General features: G+C 56.8%; 13 protein-coding genes and 3 pseudogenes. 11 read left to right on the forward strand and 5 right to left on the reverse strand.

Going from position 1 to position 17,124, the window contains the following annotated elements; translation table 11 throughout:
- Positions 1-39: 39 nt before the first annotated feature.
- Positions 40-804 carry a Urease operon accessory protein gene (locus A6U86_RS24860; protein WP_343287081.1) on the reverse strand — a complete coding sequence of 255 codons (765 nt, stop codon included), beginning with the start codon at positions 802-804 and terminating at the stop codon, positions 40-42.
- Here A6U86_RS24860 and folE point away from each other — a divergent pair.
- The 9 genes from folE to A6U86_RS24900 all read left to right on the forward strand — a co-directional run bounded on the left by folE (position 788) and on the right by A6U86_RS24900 (position 10,631).
- The gene (gene folE / locus A6U86_RS24865; RefSeq protein ID WP_047636791.1) at positions 788-1,396 is read left to right on the forward strand and encodes a GTP cyclohydrolase I FolE; all 609 of its coding nucleotides are present in this window, start codon (positions 788-790) and stop codon (positions 1,394-1,396) included. The genes A6U86_RS24860 and folE overlap by 17 nt on opposite strands.
- A gap of 42 nt (positions 1,397-1,438) precedes the next feature.
- Positions 1,439-2,146: an SDR family NAD(P)-dependent oxidoreductase gene (locus A6U86_RS24870; RefSeq protein WP_120296845.1), complete on the forward strand. Its 708-nt coding sequence runs from the start codon at positions 1,439-1,441 to the stop codon at positions 2,144-2,146.
- Positions 2,147-2,206: 60 nt separating this feature from the next.
- Entirely contained in the window at positions 2,207-3,754 is a 1,548-nt protein-coding gene (locus A6U86_RS24875) for a cryptochrome/photolyase family protein (RefSeq protein WP_047636775.1), read from the forward strand.
- Complete coding sequence (locus A6U86_RS24880) at positions 3,735-3,941, forward strand: DUF2256 domain-containing protein (RefSeq protein ID WP_047636776.1); 207 nt, start codon at positions 3,735-3,737, stop codon at positions 3,939-3,941. The genes A6U86_RS24875 and A6U86_RS24880 overlap by 20 nt, the downstream gene beginning before the upstream one ends.
- A gap of 112 nt (positions 3,942-4,053) precedes the next feature.
- Entirely contained in the window at positions 4,054-5,262 is a 1,209-nt protein-coding gene (locus tag A6U86_RS24885; RefSeq protein WP_047636777.1) for an FAD-binding domain-containing protein, read from the forward strand.
- Positions 5,259-5,609 (forward strand): DUF393 domain-containing protein, encoded by a 351-nt coding sequence (locus tag A6U86_RS34920; RefSeq protein ID WP_077472896.1) that lies wholly within the window; start codon positions 5,259-5,261, stop codon positions 5,607-5,609. The genes A6U86_RS24885 and A6U86_RS34920 overlap by 4 nt, the downstream gene beginning before the upstream one ends.
- Positions 5,606-6,919: an AarF/ABC1/UbiB kinase family protein gene (locus A6U86_RS24890; protein ID WP_047636778.1), complete on the forward strand. Its 1,314-nt coding sequence runs from the start codon at positions 5,606-5,608 to the stop codon at positions 6,917-6,919. The genes A6U86_RS34920 and A6U86_RS24890 overlap by 4 nt, the downstream gene beginning before the upstream one ends.
- Positions 6,920-6,991: 72 nt before the next feature.
- A complete protein-coding gene (gene trpB / locus A6U86_RS24895) occupies positions 6,992-8,206 on the forward strand; it encodes a tryptophan synthase subunit beta (RefSeq protein WP_047636779.1) in 1,215 nt (404 codons plus the stop codon).
- A 127-nt stretch (positions 8,207-8,333) separates the two neighbouring features.
- On the forward strand, positions 8,334-10,631 hold the full coding sequence (locus A6U86_RS24900; RefSeq protein ID WP_047636780.1) for an FdhF/YdeP family oxidoreductase: 2,298 nt from the start codon (positions 8,334-8,336) through the stop codon (positions 10,629-10,631).
- A 503-nt stretch (positions 10,632-11,134) separates the two neighbouring features.
- On the opposite strand, the gene cydB is transcribed toward A6U86_RS24900, so the two are convergent.
- Positions 11,135-12,139: a cytochrome d ubiquinol oxidase subunit II gene (cydB, locus tag A6U86_RS24905; protein ID WP_047636782.1), complete on the reverse strand. Its 1,005-nt coding sequence runs from the start codon at positions 12,137-12,139 to the stop codon at positions 11,135-11,137.
- Complete coding sequence (locus A6U86_RS24910; RefSeq protein WP_047636783.1) at positions 12,129-13,544, reverse strand: cytochrome ubiquinol oxidase subunit I; 1,416 nt, start codon at positions 13,542-13,544, stop codon at positions 12,129-12,131. The genes cydB and A6U86_RS24910 overlap by 11 nt, the downstream gene beginning before the upstream one ends.
- 263 nt (positions 13,545-13,807) lie before the next feature.
- Between A6U86_RS24910 and A6U86_RS24915 the strand changes: the two genes are divergently transcribed.
- Complete coding sequence (locus tag A6U86_RS24915) at positions 13,808-14,212, forward strand: NUDIX domain-containing protein (RefSeq protein ID WP_052228050.1); 405 nt, start codon at positions 13,808-13,810, stop codon at positions 14,210-14,212.
- 82 nt (positions 14,213-14,294) lie between these two features.
- Here the strand turns inward: A6U86_RS24915 and A6U86_RS24920 are convergent.
- Positions 14,295-15,056, reverse strand: a pseudogene (locus A6U86_RS24920) (IS21 family transposase); the annotation flags it as partial.
- A 134-nt stretch (positions 15,057-15,190) separates the two neighbouring features.
- Between A6U86_RS24920 and A6U86_RS24925 the strand changes: the two are divergent.
- A pseudogene (locus A6U86_RS24925) lies at positions 15,191-16,166 on the forward strand (IS110 family transposase).
- Positions 16,167-16,359: 193 nt separating this feature from the next.
- Here the strand turns inward: A6U86_RS24925 and istA are convergent.
- Positions 16,360-16,962 (reverse strand): annotated as a pseudogene (gene istA / locus A6U86_RS24930) (IS21 family transposase); the annotation flags it as partial.
- Positions 16,963-17,124 lie beyond the last annotated feature (162 nt).

Raw genomic sequence — 17,124 nt, forward strand, 5'->3', positions numbered from 1 at the left:
CATTGTATCTGCTGACCGTTGCTCCGCAAACGTCCGGCTTCACAGCCTCCGCAATTGCTCTTGCGCGATCAGCCGATCGACGAAGCCGCGCTCGGCGTCGAACGGATGCCCATCCCATCCCTGATGCGAGAACCCAGCGAGTAAAACCTGATCGCCAGGCGCTGCAACCTCTCCAATCACATAGGCGATCGTGATTAACCCAGAGCTCGGCACAACGTAGGCGCCCGGCATGAGCCCTCGCAGCTCCAAATCCAAGAGATCATGATATCGGCGAGGAATCACCGCAAAGCTTTTGCCGGTGTTGGTGGCAAAGCTTGCAAAGCTTTCCGTATAATCGTCACAGAAGTCGCCGAGCTCGGGATACTGTATCGCGAGCGCCGGTTTGATTTCGGCAAACTTCGATGCCTCGCGAACGCACCAGATCTCGGCAGCACTCATTACGGCTGGGCTGTTGCGCCATGTGGCTTCACCGATCATCGCTGCAGCGGGACGACCTGTGTTGCAGACCGAGACGATATCGGTTCGAAGGCCGCCCTCGCCGACCGAGCGGCAGCCATTGAAGCGAACGACAAGATCACTGTTATCGATTGCCCGCGCTTGCCCTCGCGAAAATGAGCCGTTTCCAACGATCACGATCCTTCGCGCCATATCTCTGCTCCACGCTAACATCGTGCTTACGACGTCATGGCGAAACAGATCAAAATTGGAACCTAATCTGCCCGGAAATTTGATCCGACCGATGGGTAGCGTCGTAGCAACGCTGTTGTGGAAACAAAGGACATTTCTGATGGACGCAATCGTCAACGATACCGAGTTTCTAGCGGCCGCGGACACACCTACCCAGGAAGAAGCGGAGGCCGCCGTGCGGACGTTGATCCGCTGGGCTGGGGACGATCCGACCCGAGAGGGCCTCCTCGACACCCCGAAGCGCGTCGCCAAAGCGTATCGGGAACTTTTCGCCGGCTATGACGCAGCGCCCGAAGACGTCCTGGCAAGAACGTTCTCAGATGTCGCCGGTTACAGCGACATGGTAATCGTCAAGGATATCGCATTTCACTCGCATTGTGAGCATCATATGGTGCCGTTCCATGGTGTTGCCCACATCGCCTATTTCCCGGAAGACGGCGTGCTGGGACTTTCCAAAATGGCGAGGCTGGTCGACCTTTTTGCTCGACGGTTGCAGACGCAGGAAACAATGACGTCGCAGATCGCGAAAGCTCTCGACGAGAGCCTGCGACCAAAAGGCGTGGCCGTCATGATTGAAGCAGAGCATATGTGCATGGCGATGCGCGGCATTCAAAAGCAGGGTGCCAAAACGATAACGACGACATTCATGGGCCAATTTGAAGGCTCTGCACAGGATCAGTCGCGCTTCATGATGCTGGCTCGCGGCTGATTGTCCGAGCTGGATCCATCCGATCTGCAGGGAGTACGTTAAATGGCGGGTAAGCTGCTGACATCGTTAGACCCCGGATACTCGGCCCTGGTGATCGGGGCCAGTGGCGGCATCGGCCATGCGATCGCCGATTGCTTGGAAGCCGATCCCAATTGTTCAAACACGGTTCAGCTTTCGCGCCGTGATGATCAGCTTGACATCACTGACGAGGAATCCGTCCGTCGTGCAGCCGATTGCTTTCAAGCAATGTCGTTCGACTTCATTGTCTGCGCGACGGGTGCTCTCACCATAGACGGTGTCGGGCCGGAGAAGTCGATCCGCCAAATCTCACAAAACGCGATGATGAACCAGTTCGCCGTCAATGCCATTGGACCGGCATTGCTACTAAAGTATTTCGTTCCATTGCTCGACAGAAAGAAGCGGGTGATCTTCGCTTTCCTTTCGGCGCGCGTTGGATCGATCGGCGACAATCAGCTCGGCGGCTGGATCTCGTATCGATCCTCCAAGGCTGCGCTTAACCAGATCGTCCATACGGCCGCGATCGAAGTGTCCAGGGCAAATCCCGCATCGGTGGTCGTCGCCATACATCCAGGTAGTGTTGCCACCTCCCTGTCGGATCCATTTTCCTCAAACCACGAAAGGTCGAAGCCGGACGACGCCGCGCGATCAGTCCTGCAAGTGCTCGACGGGCTCCAGCCGGCGAATACTGGCGGGTTCTTCGCCTATGACGGAAGCTCAATCGTTTGGTAGCGCGCTTCACAGTTGCTTTGGTGATGACCAGGATCTGATGGGACTTTGCAGGAGGCTTCGTTGAAACGTGTTCGCAACCTGATCTTCGTGCTCGGCGACCAGCTATCGCTCTCACTGTCTAGTCTCGATGGCGCTGACCCGAACCACGACGTCATCGTGATGTGCGAAGTCTTGGAAGAAGCGTCATACGTTCATCATCATAAACTGAAGATCGCGCTGATCTTCTCCGCGATGCGCCACTTCGCGGCAGAACTCCGCGATCGAGGTTTCGATGTCCGCTACACCAAGCTCGACGACCCTGAGAATTCCGGTTCATTCACCGGCGAGGTCATGCGAGCTGCTAAGATTATGCTGCCTGAACGGATCATAGCCACCGAGGCCGCCGAGTGGCGGGTTCTCGAGGCGATGGGAAAATGGCAGGGATTGCTCGGTGTTCCGGTCGAAATGCGAGCAGATGGCCGCTTCCTCTGTTCGAAGGCCGATTTCCAGGATTGGGCACGTGACCGGCGGTCCCTGACCATGGAATATTTCTACAGGGACATGCGCCGCCGGACCGGACTTCTTATGAACGGGAACGACCCAGAGGGCGGACGATGGAATTTCGACGCCGAAAACCGCAAGCCCGCGAGACCCGAGCTTCTTCGGCTTCGGCATCCAGCCTTCGCCCCAGATAATACGACCACAGAGGTGCTTGAGCTCGTTGCGAGAACTTTTCCGAAAAACATGGGCTCGACCGCAAATTTTTCATTTGCAGTAACGCGCGCCGATGCCGAAGAGGCGGCGCAGGCGTTCGTTAAAGATTTTTTGCCGAATTTTGGTGAAACACAGGATGCGATGTTGAGCGGCGATCCCTTTCTCAATCACGCGCTCTTATCGTTCTACATCAATATCGGTCTGCTCGATCCTCTGACACTTTGCCGTCAGGCGGAGCAAGCCTATATCGAGGGCGACGCCCCACTCAACGCCGTGGAAGGTTTTATTCGGCAGATCATCGGCTGGCGCGAGTTTATCCGCGGTATCTACTGGTCGAAGATGCCCGGTTACGAAAAGAGCAACGTTTTCGGGGCTGAGCGACCGCTCCCAGACTTCTTCTGGACCGGCGACACCGACATGGCCTGTGTTTCGGATGTGATCAAAAAGACTATTACCAATGCTTACGCCCATCATATCCAGCGCCTGATGGTGGTCGGAAACTTTTCGATGCTCGCGGGGCTCAACCCCTATGAGGTGCATGAATGGTATCTCTCCGTTTATGCGGACGCCTTCGAATGGGTCGAGTTACCCAACGTCATCGGCATGAGCCAGTACGCCGATGGTGGCTTCATGGCATCCAAGCCATATGCGGCCAGTGGTGCATACATTTCCCGGATGTCTGATTACTGCGACGGCTGCCGATACAAGGTCTCCCAAAAAACCGGCGATGACGCCTGTCCTTTCAACGCGCTTTATTGGGACTTCATGGATCGTAACGCAGCGGCGCTGTCAAAGAACCATCGTCTCGCGCAGGTCTTTTCCACCTGGCGGCGGATGGATGACGACAAAAAGCACGATTACCGCCGAAGCGCAGCAGCGTTTTTGGAAAAGCTCGGTGATCGACAGCGCGTTTGATCCCTCCGAGAAACCCACCAAGGAGCGCTTCGACGTGCCGAAGATGGTCAAGAAATCCGATCTGCCGATGAAAATCTGTCTCGCCTGCGGGTTGCCTTTCGCTTGGCGACGAAAGTGGGCAAAAAACTGGGGCGATGTAAAGTTCTGTTCGGATCGCTGCCGGCGTTCGAAAGCAGCCAAAATTTGATCAGTTTGTCTTCCTGTACCGGGGTAAGCGAGTGTTCGCGGCAAATCACCTGAGATTTGAACCGTGCCCCGCCCGGCAGCGTAACAGTTTTGATTCGAAATCTGAGACAACCATGCTCGTGAAAGAAACGCCTCCTAAACAAACAGAGTTTCCCGTAACCCGCGATTACGCGCTGCAACGGCTGGAGGAATTCCTGCCCGCAGCGGGCTCGCAATACGCCCGTTTGCGAAACTTCGATCGGGGCAACGGTCAGCATGTGCATGTTTCGCGGCTGTCGGCAGCACTTCGGCGTCGGGTCGTCTGTGAAGCCGAGGTGGTCGCGGCGGTCGTCGCGCGGCACGGGATTGTCCAAGCTGAAAAATTCATCAGTGAGATTTTCTGGCGGACATATTGGAAGGGTTGGCTCGAGCAGCGACCTGCGGTGTGGACCGGCTATCTGGATGAGTTGGACAAAGCCCGTGAGCAGCTTGAGGTCGATCATGATTTGTCCCAGATGTACGAAAACGCCTGCGCTGGTCTCAGCGAAATTGACTGCTTCGACGCCTGGGTCGCGGAGTTGAAAGACACCGGTTATCTCCATAATTGGGCCAGGATGCAGTTCGCCTCGATCTGGACATTTACACTTGGTTTGCGCTGGGAACTGGGCGCCGCCTTCATGTCCAGCCATCTCGTTGACTCCGACCCGGCATCAAATACCTTGTCTTGGCGCTGGGTCGCGGGACTGCACACGAAAGGCAAAGCCTATCTTGCCGATGCTGACCGCATACGCGCCATGACCAACGGCCGGTTCTCTCCCACGGGTCTTGCCCGGAGGGCGGTCATCCCGACTGACGGCATCGTCGTACCACCCCCCTCTCCGCTTCGAGATTTTCGGGATCCGGATCCATCCCAGCCGGCGATGATTTTGATCACAATTGAGGACCTCTCGCTTGAAGGACTGCCTGCGTTGGGTGAGATGGACATCAAAGCGATTTCGGTTCTGTCGGCCGAGTACGAAACAGATCGTCTAGCGTTGAATGACGCGCTGAAACGAGCAACCAACACATGGCCGCGGGCTGCAGTCCTCGTATCGCCGGAGGAGGAAGGCCTCAGAGCTGCTAAAGCACTGGGCTGTAGTCAGATCGTCACAGGCTTCGCGTCTGTTGGTCCAACAGCTCAAAGGCTCGATATGTTGGGGCAAAAGGCTCCCGGCTACGGAATGCAATTGGCAGAACACTTGCGAAGCTGGGATCAGGAGGCATGGCCTTTTTGCAATAAGGGCTTCTATGCCCTTAGACAGAAAATTCCATGTCTGATCAATGCAACGGGTACCATGCGATGACAAGGCAACTCGTTGTCTGGTTTGACAGCAACTGCCCGCTTTGCCGGCGCGAGATCGCACTCATGCGGTGGCTCGATCATCGGCGGAAGGCGATATTGTTTGTCGATGCATGCGACGCTTCAACATCTTGCCCGATAGACCGAGCGGAAATTTTGTCGCGATTTCATGCCGAGGAAGACGGACGTCTTTTGTCAGGTGCCGCCGCGTTCGCCGCTATGTGGCGGGCTATACCACTGCTGCGCCCAATCGGGCTTCTGGCAGGTTGGCCGCCTGCCTTTCCGATATTCGAAGCTGGGTATCGCGGCTTCCTGCGGATCAGACCACATTTGCAAAGGATATTTCGATGACGGATCGGTTTCGCGCTGTTCCCGAAAGTCGCCTAACCAGACTTGCGGCTCTTGGAAAACTGGCCGGCGGCGTTGCGGCGGGTTTCGTGGGAGAGGGTCTTGGAAGACTGGCACGCGGCGAGCGGCCGCATCTTTCCGATCTCATCCTGACCCCCGGAAATGCACGACGGGTTACAGAGCAATTGTCGCGGCTTCGAGGTGCTGCGATGAAGCTGGGGCAGATGATATCGCTTGATGCCGGCGATATCCTACCCAGCGAACTCTCCGCGATACTCGCCGAATTGCGCGATCGAGCGCATTTCATGCCACAGCATCAACTTGAAAAGACCTTGGAGTCGGCTTGGGGTCCCGGGTGGAGGCGCCGTTTCAACCGCTTCGACATGACGCCGATTGCAGCCGCCTCGATAGGCCAGGTTCATCGTGCACAACTCGCCTCGGGGCGGGAATTGGCCGTCAAAGTTCAGTACCCCGGTGTTGCCAAAAGCATCGATGCCGACATTGACAATGTCGCTACCCTTTTGAGGATGTCAGGCCTGCTTCCGTCCGCCCTCGATATCGCGCCGTATCTCGCCGAGGCAAAGCGTCAGTTGCATGACGAGGCCGACTATCTGCGTGAGGCGAACATGATGGTTCGCTATCAAGATCTGCTTAGAGGCGACGGCCGTTTCATCGTACCAAAACCTGCGGATGGATTGCTGCACCCGACCGTACTTCCTATGGATTTCCTCGAGGCCGCGCCGATTGAGACGCTGATTGCGGCTCCGCAGACGATACGAAACGAGGCGATGGGCGCGCTACTCGATCTCGTGCTGCGAGAACTGTTGGAGTTTGGCCTGATGCAGACGGATCCGAACTTCGCAAACTATCGTTGGCAAAAAGAGACCGGACGTATTGCGCTACTCGACTTCGGTGCGACCCGTGTCATCGAAGCCGAAAGTGCCGCTGACTATCGGAGGCTGCTGCGCGCTACGCTTACCGAAGACGTGACTTCCATTCGTGATGCATTGATGACTATGGGGTTTGTTTCCGCGTCACAAGCCACCCAGCACCCGCATGAAGTTAACGAGATTATCGAGATCGTTGTCGCTCAGCTGCAAAAGAGCGGCGATGGCATTTTTGATTTTGCCGATCGAAAGTTCGTGGGATTGATCCGGGATAGGGCCACCTCGCTGCTATCAGATCGCTCCAGCTGGCAACTGCCGTCGCCGGACAAACTGTTCATCCAGCGGAAGATCAGTGGTACTTCGCTTCTGATGGTCAATATGCGTGCTAAACTGTCGCTGAAGCAAATGCTTGGGCGTTATTGTTGAGCTGCAAGCCTACCTTTTGCGAGATCCGAATTCCGGCAACTCCATATTGAACGATATTCCAGGAGTGAGAGTATGTATCCGATGTCAGTAAACGCCAACGCCTTGCCTGACGAAAACGGTTTTTTCGGAAAGTTTGGTGGGCGCTTCGTGGCGGAGACGCTCATGCCACTGCTGATCGCAGTGACCGAGAATTGGCAGGCAGCGAAGACCGACCAATCTTTCTGGGATCAGCTTGACGAAATGTCGCGAACTTATGTCGGCCGACCCAGTCCGCTTTATTTCGCTGAACGCTTGAGTGAGCGCCTTGGCGGCGCGCGTGTTTACATGAAGCGGGACGAGCTTAATCACACGGGTTCGCATAAGATCAACAACTGTCTCGGCCAGATTCTGATTGCCCTGCGGATGGGCAAGCGCCGCATCATCGCCGAGACAGGCGCGGGCCAGCACGGTGTCGCCACCGCCACGATGGCTGCCCGCTTCGGTCTCCAATGCGTTATATACATGGGCGCGACAGACATCGAGCGACAGGCGCCCAACGTCTTCAGAATGAGGCTACTGGGCGCCGAGGTACGATCCGTGACCTCGGGCAACTGCACCCTCAAGGATGCGATGAACGAGGCGTTGCGCGATTGGGTCTCGAACGTCGACGACACCTACTATCTGATCGGAACCGCAGCGGGGCCTCATCCCTATCCGGAAATGGTGAGAACCTTGCAATCCGTGATCGGCAGAGAGGCGCGTGCGCAGATTTTGGAGCGAGAGGGGCGCCTGCCAGATCTCTTGGTCGCGGCTGTCGGCGGCGGTTCAAATGCGATCGGCTTGTTCCACCCGTTCCTCGCCGATCCTGGCGTCTCCATGTTAGGCGTTGAGCCTGCCGGCAAAGGGCTTGATACATTCGAACATTGCGCATCGCTGACGAAGGGTCAGCCTGGCGTTCTGCACGGAAACCGAACGTATCTTTTGCAAGATGAAGACGGGCAAATAAACGAGGGACACTCAATTTCCGCCGGCCTTGATTATCCGGGCGTTGGGCCTGAGCATTCCTGGCTCAAGGAAAGCGGACGTGTCAGTTACGCATCCGCAACCGATCTCGAAGCGCTGGAGGCATTCCAGTTTCTCTCAGTCGTAGAAGGCATCATTCCGGCGCTGGAGCCGTCTCATGCAATCGCCGAGGTTATGAAGAGAGCGCCACTCATGACGCCGGAAAAGATCATCATCGTCAATCTCTGCGGCCGTGGTGACAAAGACATTTTCACCGTGTCCAGCCTTTTGAACCTGAACAATTAGGGGACCATCACGATGATTGTTGGATGTCAAAAGAACTTGCATGGTACCCAAAAGCGCGTGGCTGCCGTATCGTAGCCATAGTCTGGCAGGTCGCACTTGAGTTTTAACACGAACCGGGAGCATATCCATGAAAGATCAGCGTCCAGAAGGGATCGAGCGCTACGATCACCCCGCTGGTGGCTGGGATGCGTTGAAGGCAGTGGCCAAGACGCTGGCGCATCAGCAGATCGTTGCCCAGGGCAGCCGGACGCTGCTCAAGGCCAACCAGCCCGAGGGCTTCGACTGTCCCGGCTGCGCCTGGCCCGACCCGAAACACACATCGTCCTTCGAATTCTGCGAGAACGGCGCCAAGGCGATCACCTGGGAATCCACGGCGAAGCGGACGGACACCGCCTTCTTCGAACAGCACAGCGTCGCCGAACTCTGGAGCTGGACGGACCACCAGCTCGAGGATGCCGGGCGGCTGACATCGCCGCTCAGATATAATCCTGCCAGTGACCATTTCGAGCCTATAGCCTGGGACGACGCGTTTACACAGATCGCCGCCGAACTCAACAAGCTTGCCGACCCGGACGAAGCCGAATTCTACACCTCCGGGCGGGCGTCAAACGAGGCTGCCTTCCTTTACCAGCTCTTCGTCCGCGGCTACGGGACCAACAATTTCCCCGACTGTTCCAACATGTGCCACGAGGCAACCAGCGTCGGCTTGCCTAAATCGATCGGCGTCGGCAAGGGAACGGTGACGCTTCAAGATTTCCACCATGCGGATGCGATCTTTTCCTTCGGGCACAACCCCGGCACCAATCATCCACGCATGATGACGACCCTGCACGAGGCCTCGCGCCGTGGCGTGCCGATCGTCGTCTTCAATCCACTGAAGGAGCGGGCGCTCGAGCGCTTCGCTGCCCCGCAGGACCCGATCGAGATGGTGACGATGTCCTCGACACCGATCGCCTCGGCCTATCACCAGCTCCGCGTTGGCGGTGACCTTGGTGCGCTCAAGGGCATGATGAAGGCGATATTTGAGACGGATCAGCGGGATATCGATGCCGGCGGTTCCGGGGTGCTCGACAGGGCCTTCATCAGCGAGCATACCGCAGGCTTCGATGCACTGCGCGCCGACATCGCTTCAACCAGCTGGGATGAGATCACCGCGGCAAGCGGTCTCTCGAGAGAGGCGATCGAGAGAGCCGCCGCCGTCTACGTCAAAGCGAAGAATGTCATCATATGCTATGGCATGGGCATCACCCAGCACGCCCGCGGAACGCAGAACGTTCAGCAGATTGCCAACCTGCTGATGCTGCGCGGCAATCTGGGCCGCCAGGGCGCCGGCATCGCGCCGATCCGCGGCCATTCCAACGTCCAGGGCGACCGCACGGTCGGCATCACCGAAATTCCCAACAAGGCGCTGATCGACGGCATGGAGCGCGCCTTTGGCTTCCGGCCGAAATCAGACAAGGGCCATAACGCCATCGAAGCGATCGAAGCGATCATCGCCGGCCAGTCGAAGGCGCTGATCTGCCTCGGCGGCAACCTGGCGGTCGCCATGTCGGATCACCACGCCACGTTCGAAGGCATGCGCAAGCTTGATCTCGCGGTCCATATCGCCACCAAGCTGAACCGTTCGCAGCTTCTCAAGGCAAAGACCTCGATCATTCTCCCCTGTTTCGGCCGCACCGACCTCGACACACAGGCCTCCGGGCCGCAGGCGGTGACTGTCGAGGATTCGATGTCGATGGTGCATGCATCGCGCGGCTTCCTCAATCCGCCCGGTGAGCTGCTCCGCTCCGAGCCCGCGATCATCGCCGGGATCGCCAAGGCGACACTCGGTGGTCGTCACAGCATCGACTGGGACGGCCTGATCGGCGATTACGACCGCATCCGCGACAAGATCGAGGTCGTTTTTCCCGACTTTGCCGATTTCAACACGCGGGTGCGCAAGCTCGGTGGCTTCCGCCTCGATGTCGCCGCCTCTTTTCGCCGCTGGAACACCGAAAGCGGCAAGGCGAATTTCCTGCTGGCGCCCGGCCTCGCGGAAGACCCGGCATTGGAGGGCAAGCAGGCACTCGTGCTCACGACGATCCGCAGCCACGATCAGTACAACACGACGGTCTATGGCCTCGACGATCGCTACCGCGGTGTCTTCGGTCGGCGCGACGTGATCTTAATGAATGCCGGCGACCTCGCACGCCGCGGCCTGAAGGATGGCGACCGTATCGATATCCGCGGGCTGATTTCTGATGATCCCGAGGATCATGTCGTCAGCGGCTTTACGGCCGTGGCCTACGACATCCCGCAGGGATCGATCGCCGGCTACTATCCGGAGATGAACGCCGTGATGTCGCTCCGCCACTTCGACCACCAGTCGGGCACGCCTTCCTACAAGGGCGTTCCGGTGACGGTCGTCGGAACACCGTCGCAGTAAAGTCCGGCCCGCTTGACGACGCGTGACTCGGTTTAACTATCCGGTGTTCGCCAGCTTAGAAAACAAGCCTTGCGAATATCGGCGAATGCCGCTCAGATGTGGGTTGAGCAGCGACCGAACTAAAAACGTCCGAAAACTGAGATCACGGCTTCGATTACGGATGAGCCGCAAAAAGGTCCAAAGAGTGCCATAACGACGTTGAAGAATATCACTGTGAAAATAACGTTTTCCTGCTTTCGCGTGAGCTGCTGCGGCTTCCTGTCCGGCGGTTCAGGGCGACGAGGCCTATATTCGTTTAGATCTCGAAACATCTTTATCCCGTTCCCAGCAGTACAAAGTTGCCCTGAGAAATTGTATATCGATCCGGGCGAAAATAGCTTACTTTCCAGTCTACAAAGTCAGCCACGCTTTGATAAAAATGGCAACTAGACTGACCGTGAATACGCCAGCTCCCCAAAGAGTAACGAACCAAAGCAATTTTCGCGGCAGACTCGTCTCCTTCATCAATGATACCCCTCTTCAGGATCCACCTTTCCACGGAAAACCCAGTAGGCATATCCTGTATAAAACAGGATCATCGGTACCAACACGACCGCTCCTACAAGTAGAAATGCGAGGCTGCTATCTGGTGCCGCAGCGTCCCATATCGTGACCGAGCCCGGTACAATAAACGGATAAAAGCTGATCGCGATGCCTATATAGCCGAGAACAAACAACCCCAGCGCAGCAATGAAAGGCTGCGCATCACGCTTTTTTCTTATCCCGTGGAGCAGTACCGCAAAACACGAGGCGACCAAAAGCGGCACTATAACGCTAAAAATTACTGTCGGAGAACTGAACCAGCGGTCGAAATAAACGGCGTTTAAGAATGGTGTCCAGATACTTATAAGACCCATAGCGACGATGAGGCCGATGCACGCACGTGTCGCAATAATTCGCGATTTTTCGTTCAGGGTACCGCGTGTCTTCATGACAAGCCAGGTAGCTCCGAGCAGGCCATATCCAGTGACAAGCGCAATGCCGGTTGTGACCGAAAACGGTGTTAGCCAGTCCCACCATGCGCCAGCATATGAGCGGTTTGCAACCGGAACACCTTGCACCAGCGCCCCGAGAGCCACACCTTGCGAGAAGCCGGCGAGAATAGAACCACCGGCGAAAGCCCAGTCCCAGAGAAACTCGCCGCGCTGGGTTCGCCATCTGTATTCGAAGGCAACACCTCGGAAGACAAGACCGAGCAGCATGGCGATGATCGGCGCATACAAAGCGGGCAGGATCGTCGCGTAGGCCAAAGGAAAAACAGCCAACAGACCGCCTCCCCCAAGCACCAGCCATGTTTCGTTGCCATCCCAAACAGGCGCCACGGAATTCATCATGACATCCCTATCTCTCTTTTCTGTAAAAAGCGGAAATAGTATGCCGACGCCGAGATCAAAGCCGTCCAAGAGTACATAAGCGATAACCGCGAAGGCGATAATGCCCGCCCAAACGATCGGCAGATCAATTTCCATGATGCGCACTCCCATGGGTTCCAGCCATCGGACCAGGCGTGATACCGGTTGTCCGAAGTGGTCCCTCTTCAAGCACCGGCGTTGGGTCGCGCGGCAGACGCTTCATCAGACGCAGAATGTAGAACGTACCGGCGCCAAAGACCACGAAATAGACCACGACGAATGCGAGAAGCGATGCCGCAACAGCAGGGGCCTGAATGGGAGACATTGAATCTGCCGTCAACAAATGACCGTAGACCGTGAATGGCTGACGTCCAACCTCTGTTGTGAGCCAGCCTGACAGCACGGCGACGAAGCCTGCGGGGCCCATTCCAACAGCTGCCCGATGGAGCCATTGGTTGGTCCCCATCGTATCGCGCCAACGGCACCATAAACTCCAAGCGCCCATGCCGAGCATGGCAAATCCGATCGCGACCATCACACGAAACGACCAGAATAGAACGGCGACTGGGGGCTGGCGTTCTTCGGGTATCGTGTCGAGGCCGGCTAACGGGGCGTTGAGATCATGCTTGAGGATGAGGCTCGACATCTTTGGAATTTCGACTTTGTAATCGATACGCTTTTCCGATGGATTTGGGATGCCAAACAGGATCAGAGGCGCACCGCCTGGATGGCTATCGTAGTGGCCCTCCATCGCCATCACCTTGGCAGGCTGGTGCTCGAGCGTGTTAAGCCCGTGTGCATCTCCTGCAACGATCTGGATTGGAGCCACGATTGTCGCCATCCACATGGCCATCGAGAACATCGTTCGGGAACGTCGGGGCGCCGTGTTTTTCAAAAGATGCCAAGCGCCGACGGCACCGACGACAAACGCGGTGGTAAGATACGCGGCCAAGACCATATGTACGAAACGGTAGGGAAACGATGGGTTGAAAATAATGGCCCACCAGTCAAGCGGAATGAATTGCCCAACATCGTTTAAACCAAAGCCTGCAGGTGTCTGCATCCATGAGTTAACGGCCAATATCCAGGTCGCAGATATGAGGGTCCCGACGGCGACCATGCAGGTTGCAACGAAGTGGAGCTTCGGGCCGACCCGATCTAGCCCAAACAACATGACACCCAGGAAGCCCGCCTCGAGAAAAAACGCGGTCAACACCTCATAGCCCATGAGTGGGCCGATCACGGGGCCGGCCTTGTCGGAAAATACGCTCCAATTGGTTCCGAACTGGTAAGACATAACGATGCCGGAGACGACGCCCATACCAAACGCGACCGCAAATATTGTTTTCCAGAAATTGAAAAGTTCCAGATAGACTTGCTCTTTCTTCCAAAGCCAAAGACCCTCTAAAACAGCGAGATAACTAGCAAGCCCAATAGAGAAGGCTGGGAAGATAATGTGAAATGAAACCGTGAAAGCGAACTGCGCCCTGGCAAAAATCGACGCGTCGAGATGGTCGAACATGATTATCGCATCCCTCTACCGATTAACAGTTGAGCAACATTGTCCGTAGTTGCTGATACCCGGTATACGCAGGCGCGAGCGAATCGGTTTTACCCTCGGGGCGACATTTACTCTCTGGGTATCTGGGGGGGGGCGGTGCGGATTTGCTTGTATTCCGTTCAGCGTCGAAGTGCTTCAGCCAAGAAATGTGACCACGCGCTCGCAAATGGTACAAAGGTTGCCGCCGGAGTGTCCGACTGACTAGCAATCCCATGAAAGCGAACATGAAAACTTACGATAACGCCCTAACGACGGTCTTCGTCCTCGTTTACAACGAACAACGGCAGCTGCTTGTGATCCGCCGTGCTCGGGATCCGGGGTACGGTCTCCTGGGTCTTCCAGGCGGATATCAAATGCGCGGGGAGACCTGGCAGGAGGCTGGCGCGCGCGAGGTACTGGAGGAAACGGGTTGTTTAATAGATCCCACCCAGGTCTCCCTCACTTTTTTCCGGACCGATCGGTTTTATAACAATCTCGTGGTCTGTCAGTACAATAGACATGCTCAGATAGACCACCCACATGATAGCGAGGCGCTAGACGTATGGTTCACTTGTTCCGCAGGCACGTGCGACCAATGGGCACACCCTGACCTACACGCCGCAGCTAAGGAGTTTCTAAACCAGAAGTGATAGTCCCATTACAGCGCATGCGGAGCCAGTTCTTGAAACCCATGTTACTTGGCTTGGTCTGAGGTCATGCCGGGGGCCTCCTGACACCGTGCTCAAGCGCCTCCTGGCAAGCTGCCTCGACCGCAGCAAGACCATCGGCGGGCACGCATCCGAGTATGGTGACCATCTGTCGGTCACCGTCATCGACGCTCTTCAACCGCTTGCGAACCTTCTCCATCGCGGCTGGCAAAACCCATTCCCGGAAAGGAGCACCGTTGCGCAAGGCACCGGGTTTGCGAGCGAGGACAAGGATGTAATGCCAGGGATCATAGACGGTATCGCCGCGGCCAAAGCTGCGCTGATGTTCCGCGACCGTCACCCCATCCTGCTTGATGACGATCCGGTTCGCATAGGCATGAAGCTCGACGGGGCGACCAACGGCAGTCGACAGGACCGAGTATTTGCTGTTGTCGAAGCGGACGGTGCAGGTCTTCGACACCGAGGCCGGAACGCTGTGGAAGCCATCGAATGGGCCAACGTAGCGCACGAGGCTGCTGCGTTCGGCTTCGAACATCTGCCAAACTGTCTGCGCCGTCTGTTCGGGTTGGCTATGAGCCTTGGCATAGGCAACGCATTTATCGAGCAGCCAGACATTCAGTTCCTCCAGGCTTTTGACTCTGAGACGCGGCGTAAAAAACTGCTCGCGCACAAGGCCGACCTGGTTCTCGACCTGTCCCTTCTCCCAGCTGGATGCTGGCGTGCAGGCTACGGGGTGGACGAGATAATGGCTGCACATCTGCAGGAAACGGCGATTGTAGAGCCGTTCCTTGCCGATAAAGACAGCCTCCACCGCCGTCTTCATGTTATGGGATGGACGCCTCCCTCCGAACCTTCAGAATGAAAGGCCAACCAAAGGAGGAAGTCATGACATTCGAATTGCTCGCGATCGATCTCGGAAAGTCGTCGTTTCATCTGCACAGCATTGGTGCAGATGGCGCTATTTTGTCGCGCAAGGTCAGCAGATCGAAGTTGGCCGAGACTGTTAACGCACTCGCTCCAAAGACTATTGCTATGGAAGCGTGCGCCAGTGCGCATCACTGGGGGCGGGAATTCAAAGATAATGCGCGAGAGGTGCTGCTCATCAACCCTCGCTTTGTGAAGCCCTTCGTTCGCGGCTCCAAAAACGACGCCGTAGATGCTGCGGCAATTTATGAAGCTGCGACACGTCCAACCATGCGGTTCGTACCGGTGAAGTCCACCGCACAGCAAGACCTTCAGTCGCTGCATAGAATTAGAGAGCGTCTGATCGTACAGCGTACGTCGCTGATCAACCACGCTCGAGGCCTTCTCGCCGAATATGGAATCGTTTTGCCGCAAGGACCGTGGCGCTTTGCATCCCAGGCACCCTCGGCTATCGAGAATGCGGCTCTCTCCGATCTCGGGCGCGAGCTATTCCTCGAACTCCTCGACCAACTCACCGATGTGAATGACCGAGTTGCCAGGCTCGACAGGAAGATTACCGAGATTTGCCGCGAGCGAGAAGATTGCCGCCACTTGTCCGAACTGCCAGGCGTCGGTCCAATCATTGCAACGGCACTGGTTGCTAGCGTTGAGGACGGACGTCACTTCAAATCCGGACGAGAGCTGGCGGCTTGGATCGGACTGGTCCCGCGACAATACTCGACTGGCGGCAAACCACGGCTTGGTGGAATTGGCCGCCGAGCGAACCATTATCTACGTCGCCAGATGATCCATGGTGCACGCGCAGTCATCAGCCGACTTGCCAGTCACGACGATCGCCGATCGCAGTGGCTGAAAGAGCTAGTCGCTCGCCGGGGATTTAATAAAGCAATCGTGGCGCTTGCCAACAAGACCGCACGGGTAGCATGGGCCTTGCTCACGCGACAGGAGCGCTATGCCGCACAATAGTTATTTGCCAATCATTGCCTATAAGGCGATGATGAATGCGAGGTAAGAACTGATGGCGTAACGGCACGGACCGCAGCTTCGGATCCTGATCTACGACAAGGCCAAAAAGGTCGATCATGTTATAAGGACAGAAGTAGCGGACTCCATCAAGGCCAGGAGCGTGATAGCTCCAGCGATAGGCCGGATAGATTCACGCATCCAATGCCGAGTGCCGCCAAATGTTCACCTCGCCCGGGAGGCGTCCTTAGATTGTCATAGATGCCGCGCGTGCAGGTGCCACGGAAGAAGTCGAAGGCCTTGTCGTGGGCGTCGAAGACCATCTCCTGGCTTTCACGCATATAGGCCCGCGCGAACATCATCCGGCTGTGGCAGAGCCGGACATGCGCAACCTTCACCGTCGTCGTCACGCCCTGGATCAGAACGATCTCATGGCTCCAGTCGAACTGATAAGCCTCGCCGGGCGCATAATAGAGCGGCACGTAGGCCTCGGCCGTCACGGCACCCCGGTCCTTTGACCATCCCTTCGCATAGCGGCGGATCGCATCGTAACTACCGTCGTAACCCAGTGCCCGAAGCTCTTCGTAAATCCGGATCAGCGTCAGTCGCTCGCGAGGTGGCTTGCCTTCGTTCGCGGCCAGGAAGCGCTCGATCTCGGCTTTCCAAGCCCCGGTCTTCGGTAGCGGCTGGCGTTCTCGCTCGTAGGAAAAGTCAGTATCATCGGAATGCAGAATCTTGCGCACCGTGTTGCGGGACACATGCAGCTCCCGAACGATCTTCTTCACCGACCAGCCCTGAACATGGAAGGCTCGACGAACACGCGCAATCGTATCCACTCGCTTCAACTCCCCCTCCATCCGTCAGCAAAAGACGGATGGTCAGACGAAACAGGTGGGGGGTCAAAATTGGGCTCTGACTCACATTTGCTGCTGTTGAGGATGATGCTTCTGCTGGTTCATCGGAGGATCAGCTATGCAGCAACGATTTCAACGGGCGAGCCTCGCTCC

It is taken from the genome of Rhizobium sp. AC27/96, from assembly GCF_001692325.1.
Taxonomy (GTDB): Bacteria; Pseudomonadota; Alphaproteobacteria; order Rhizobiales; family Rhizobiaceae; genus Rhizobium.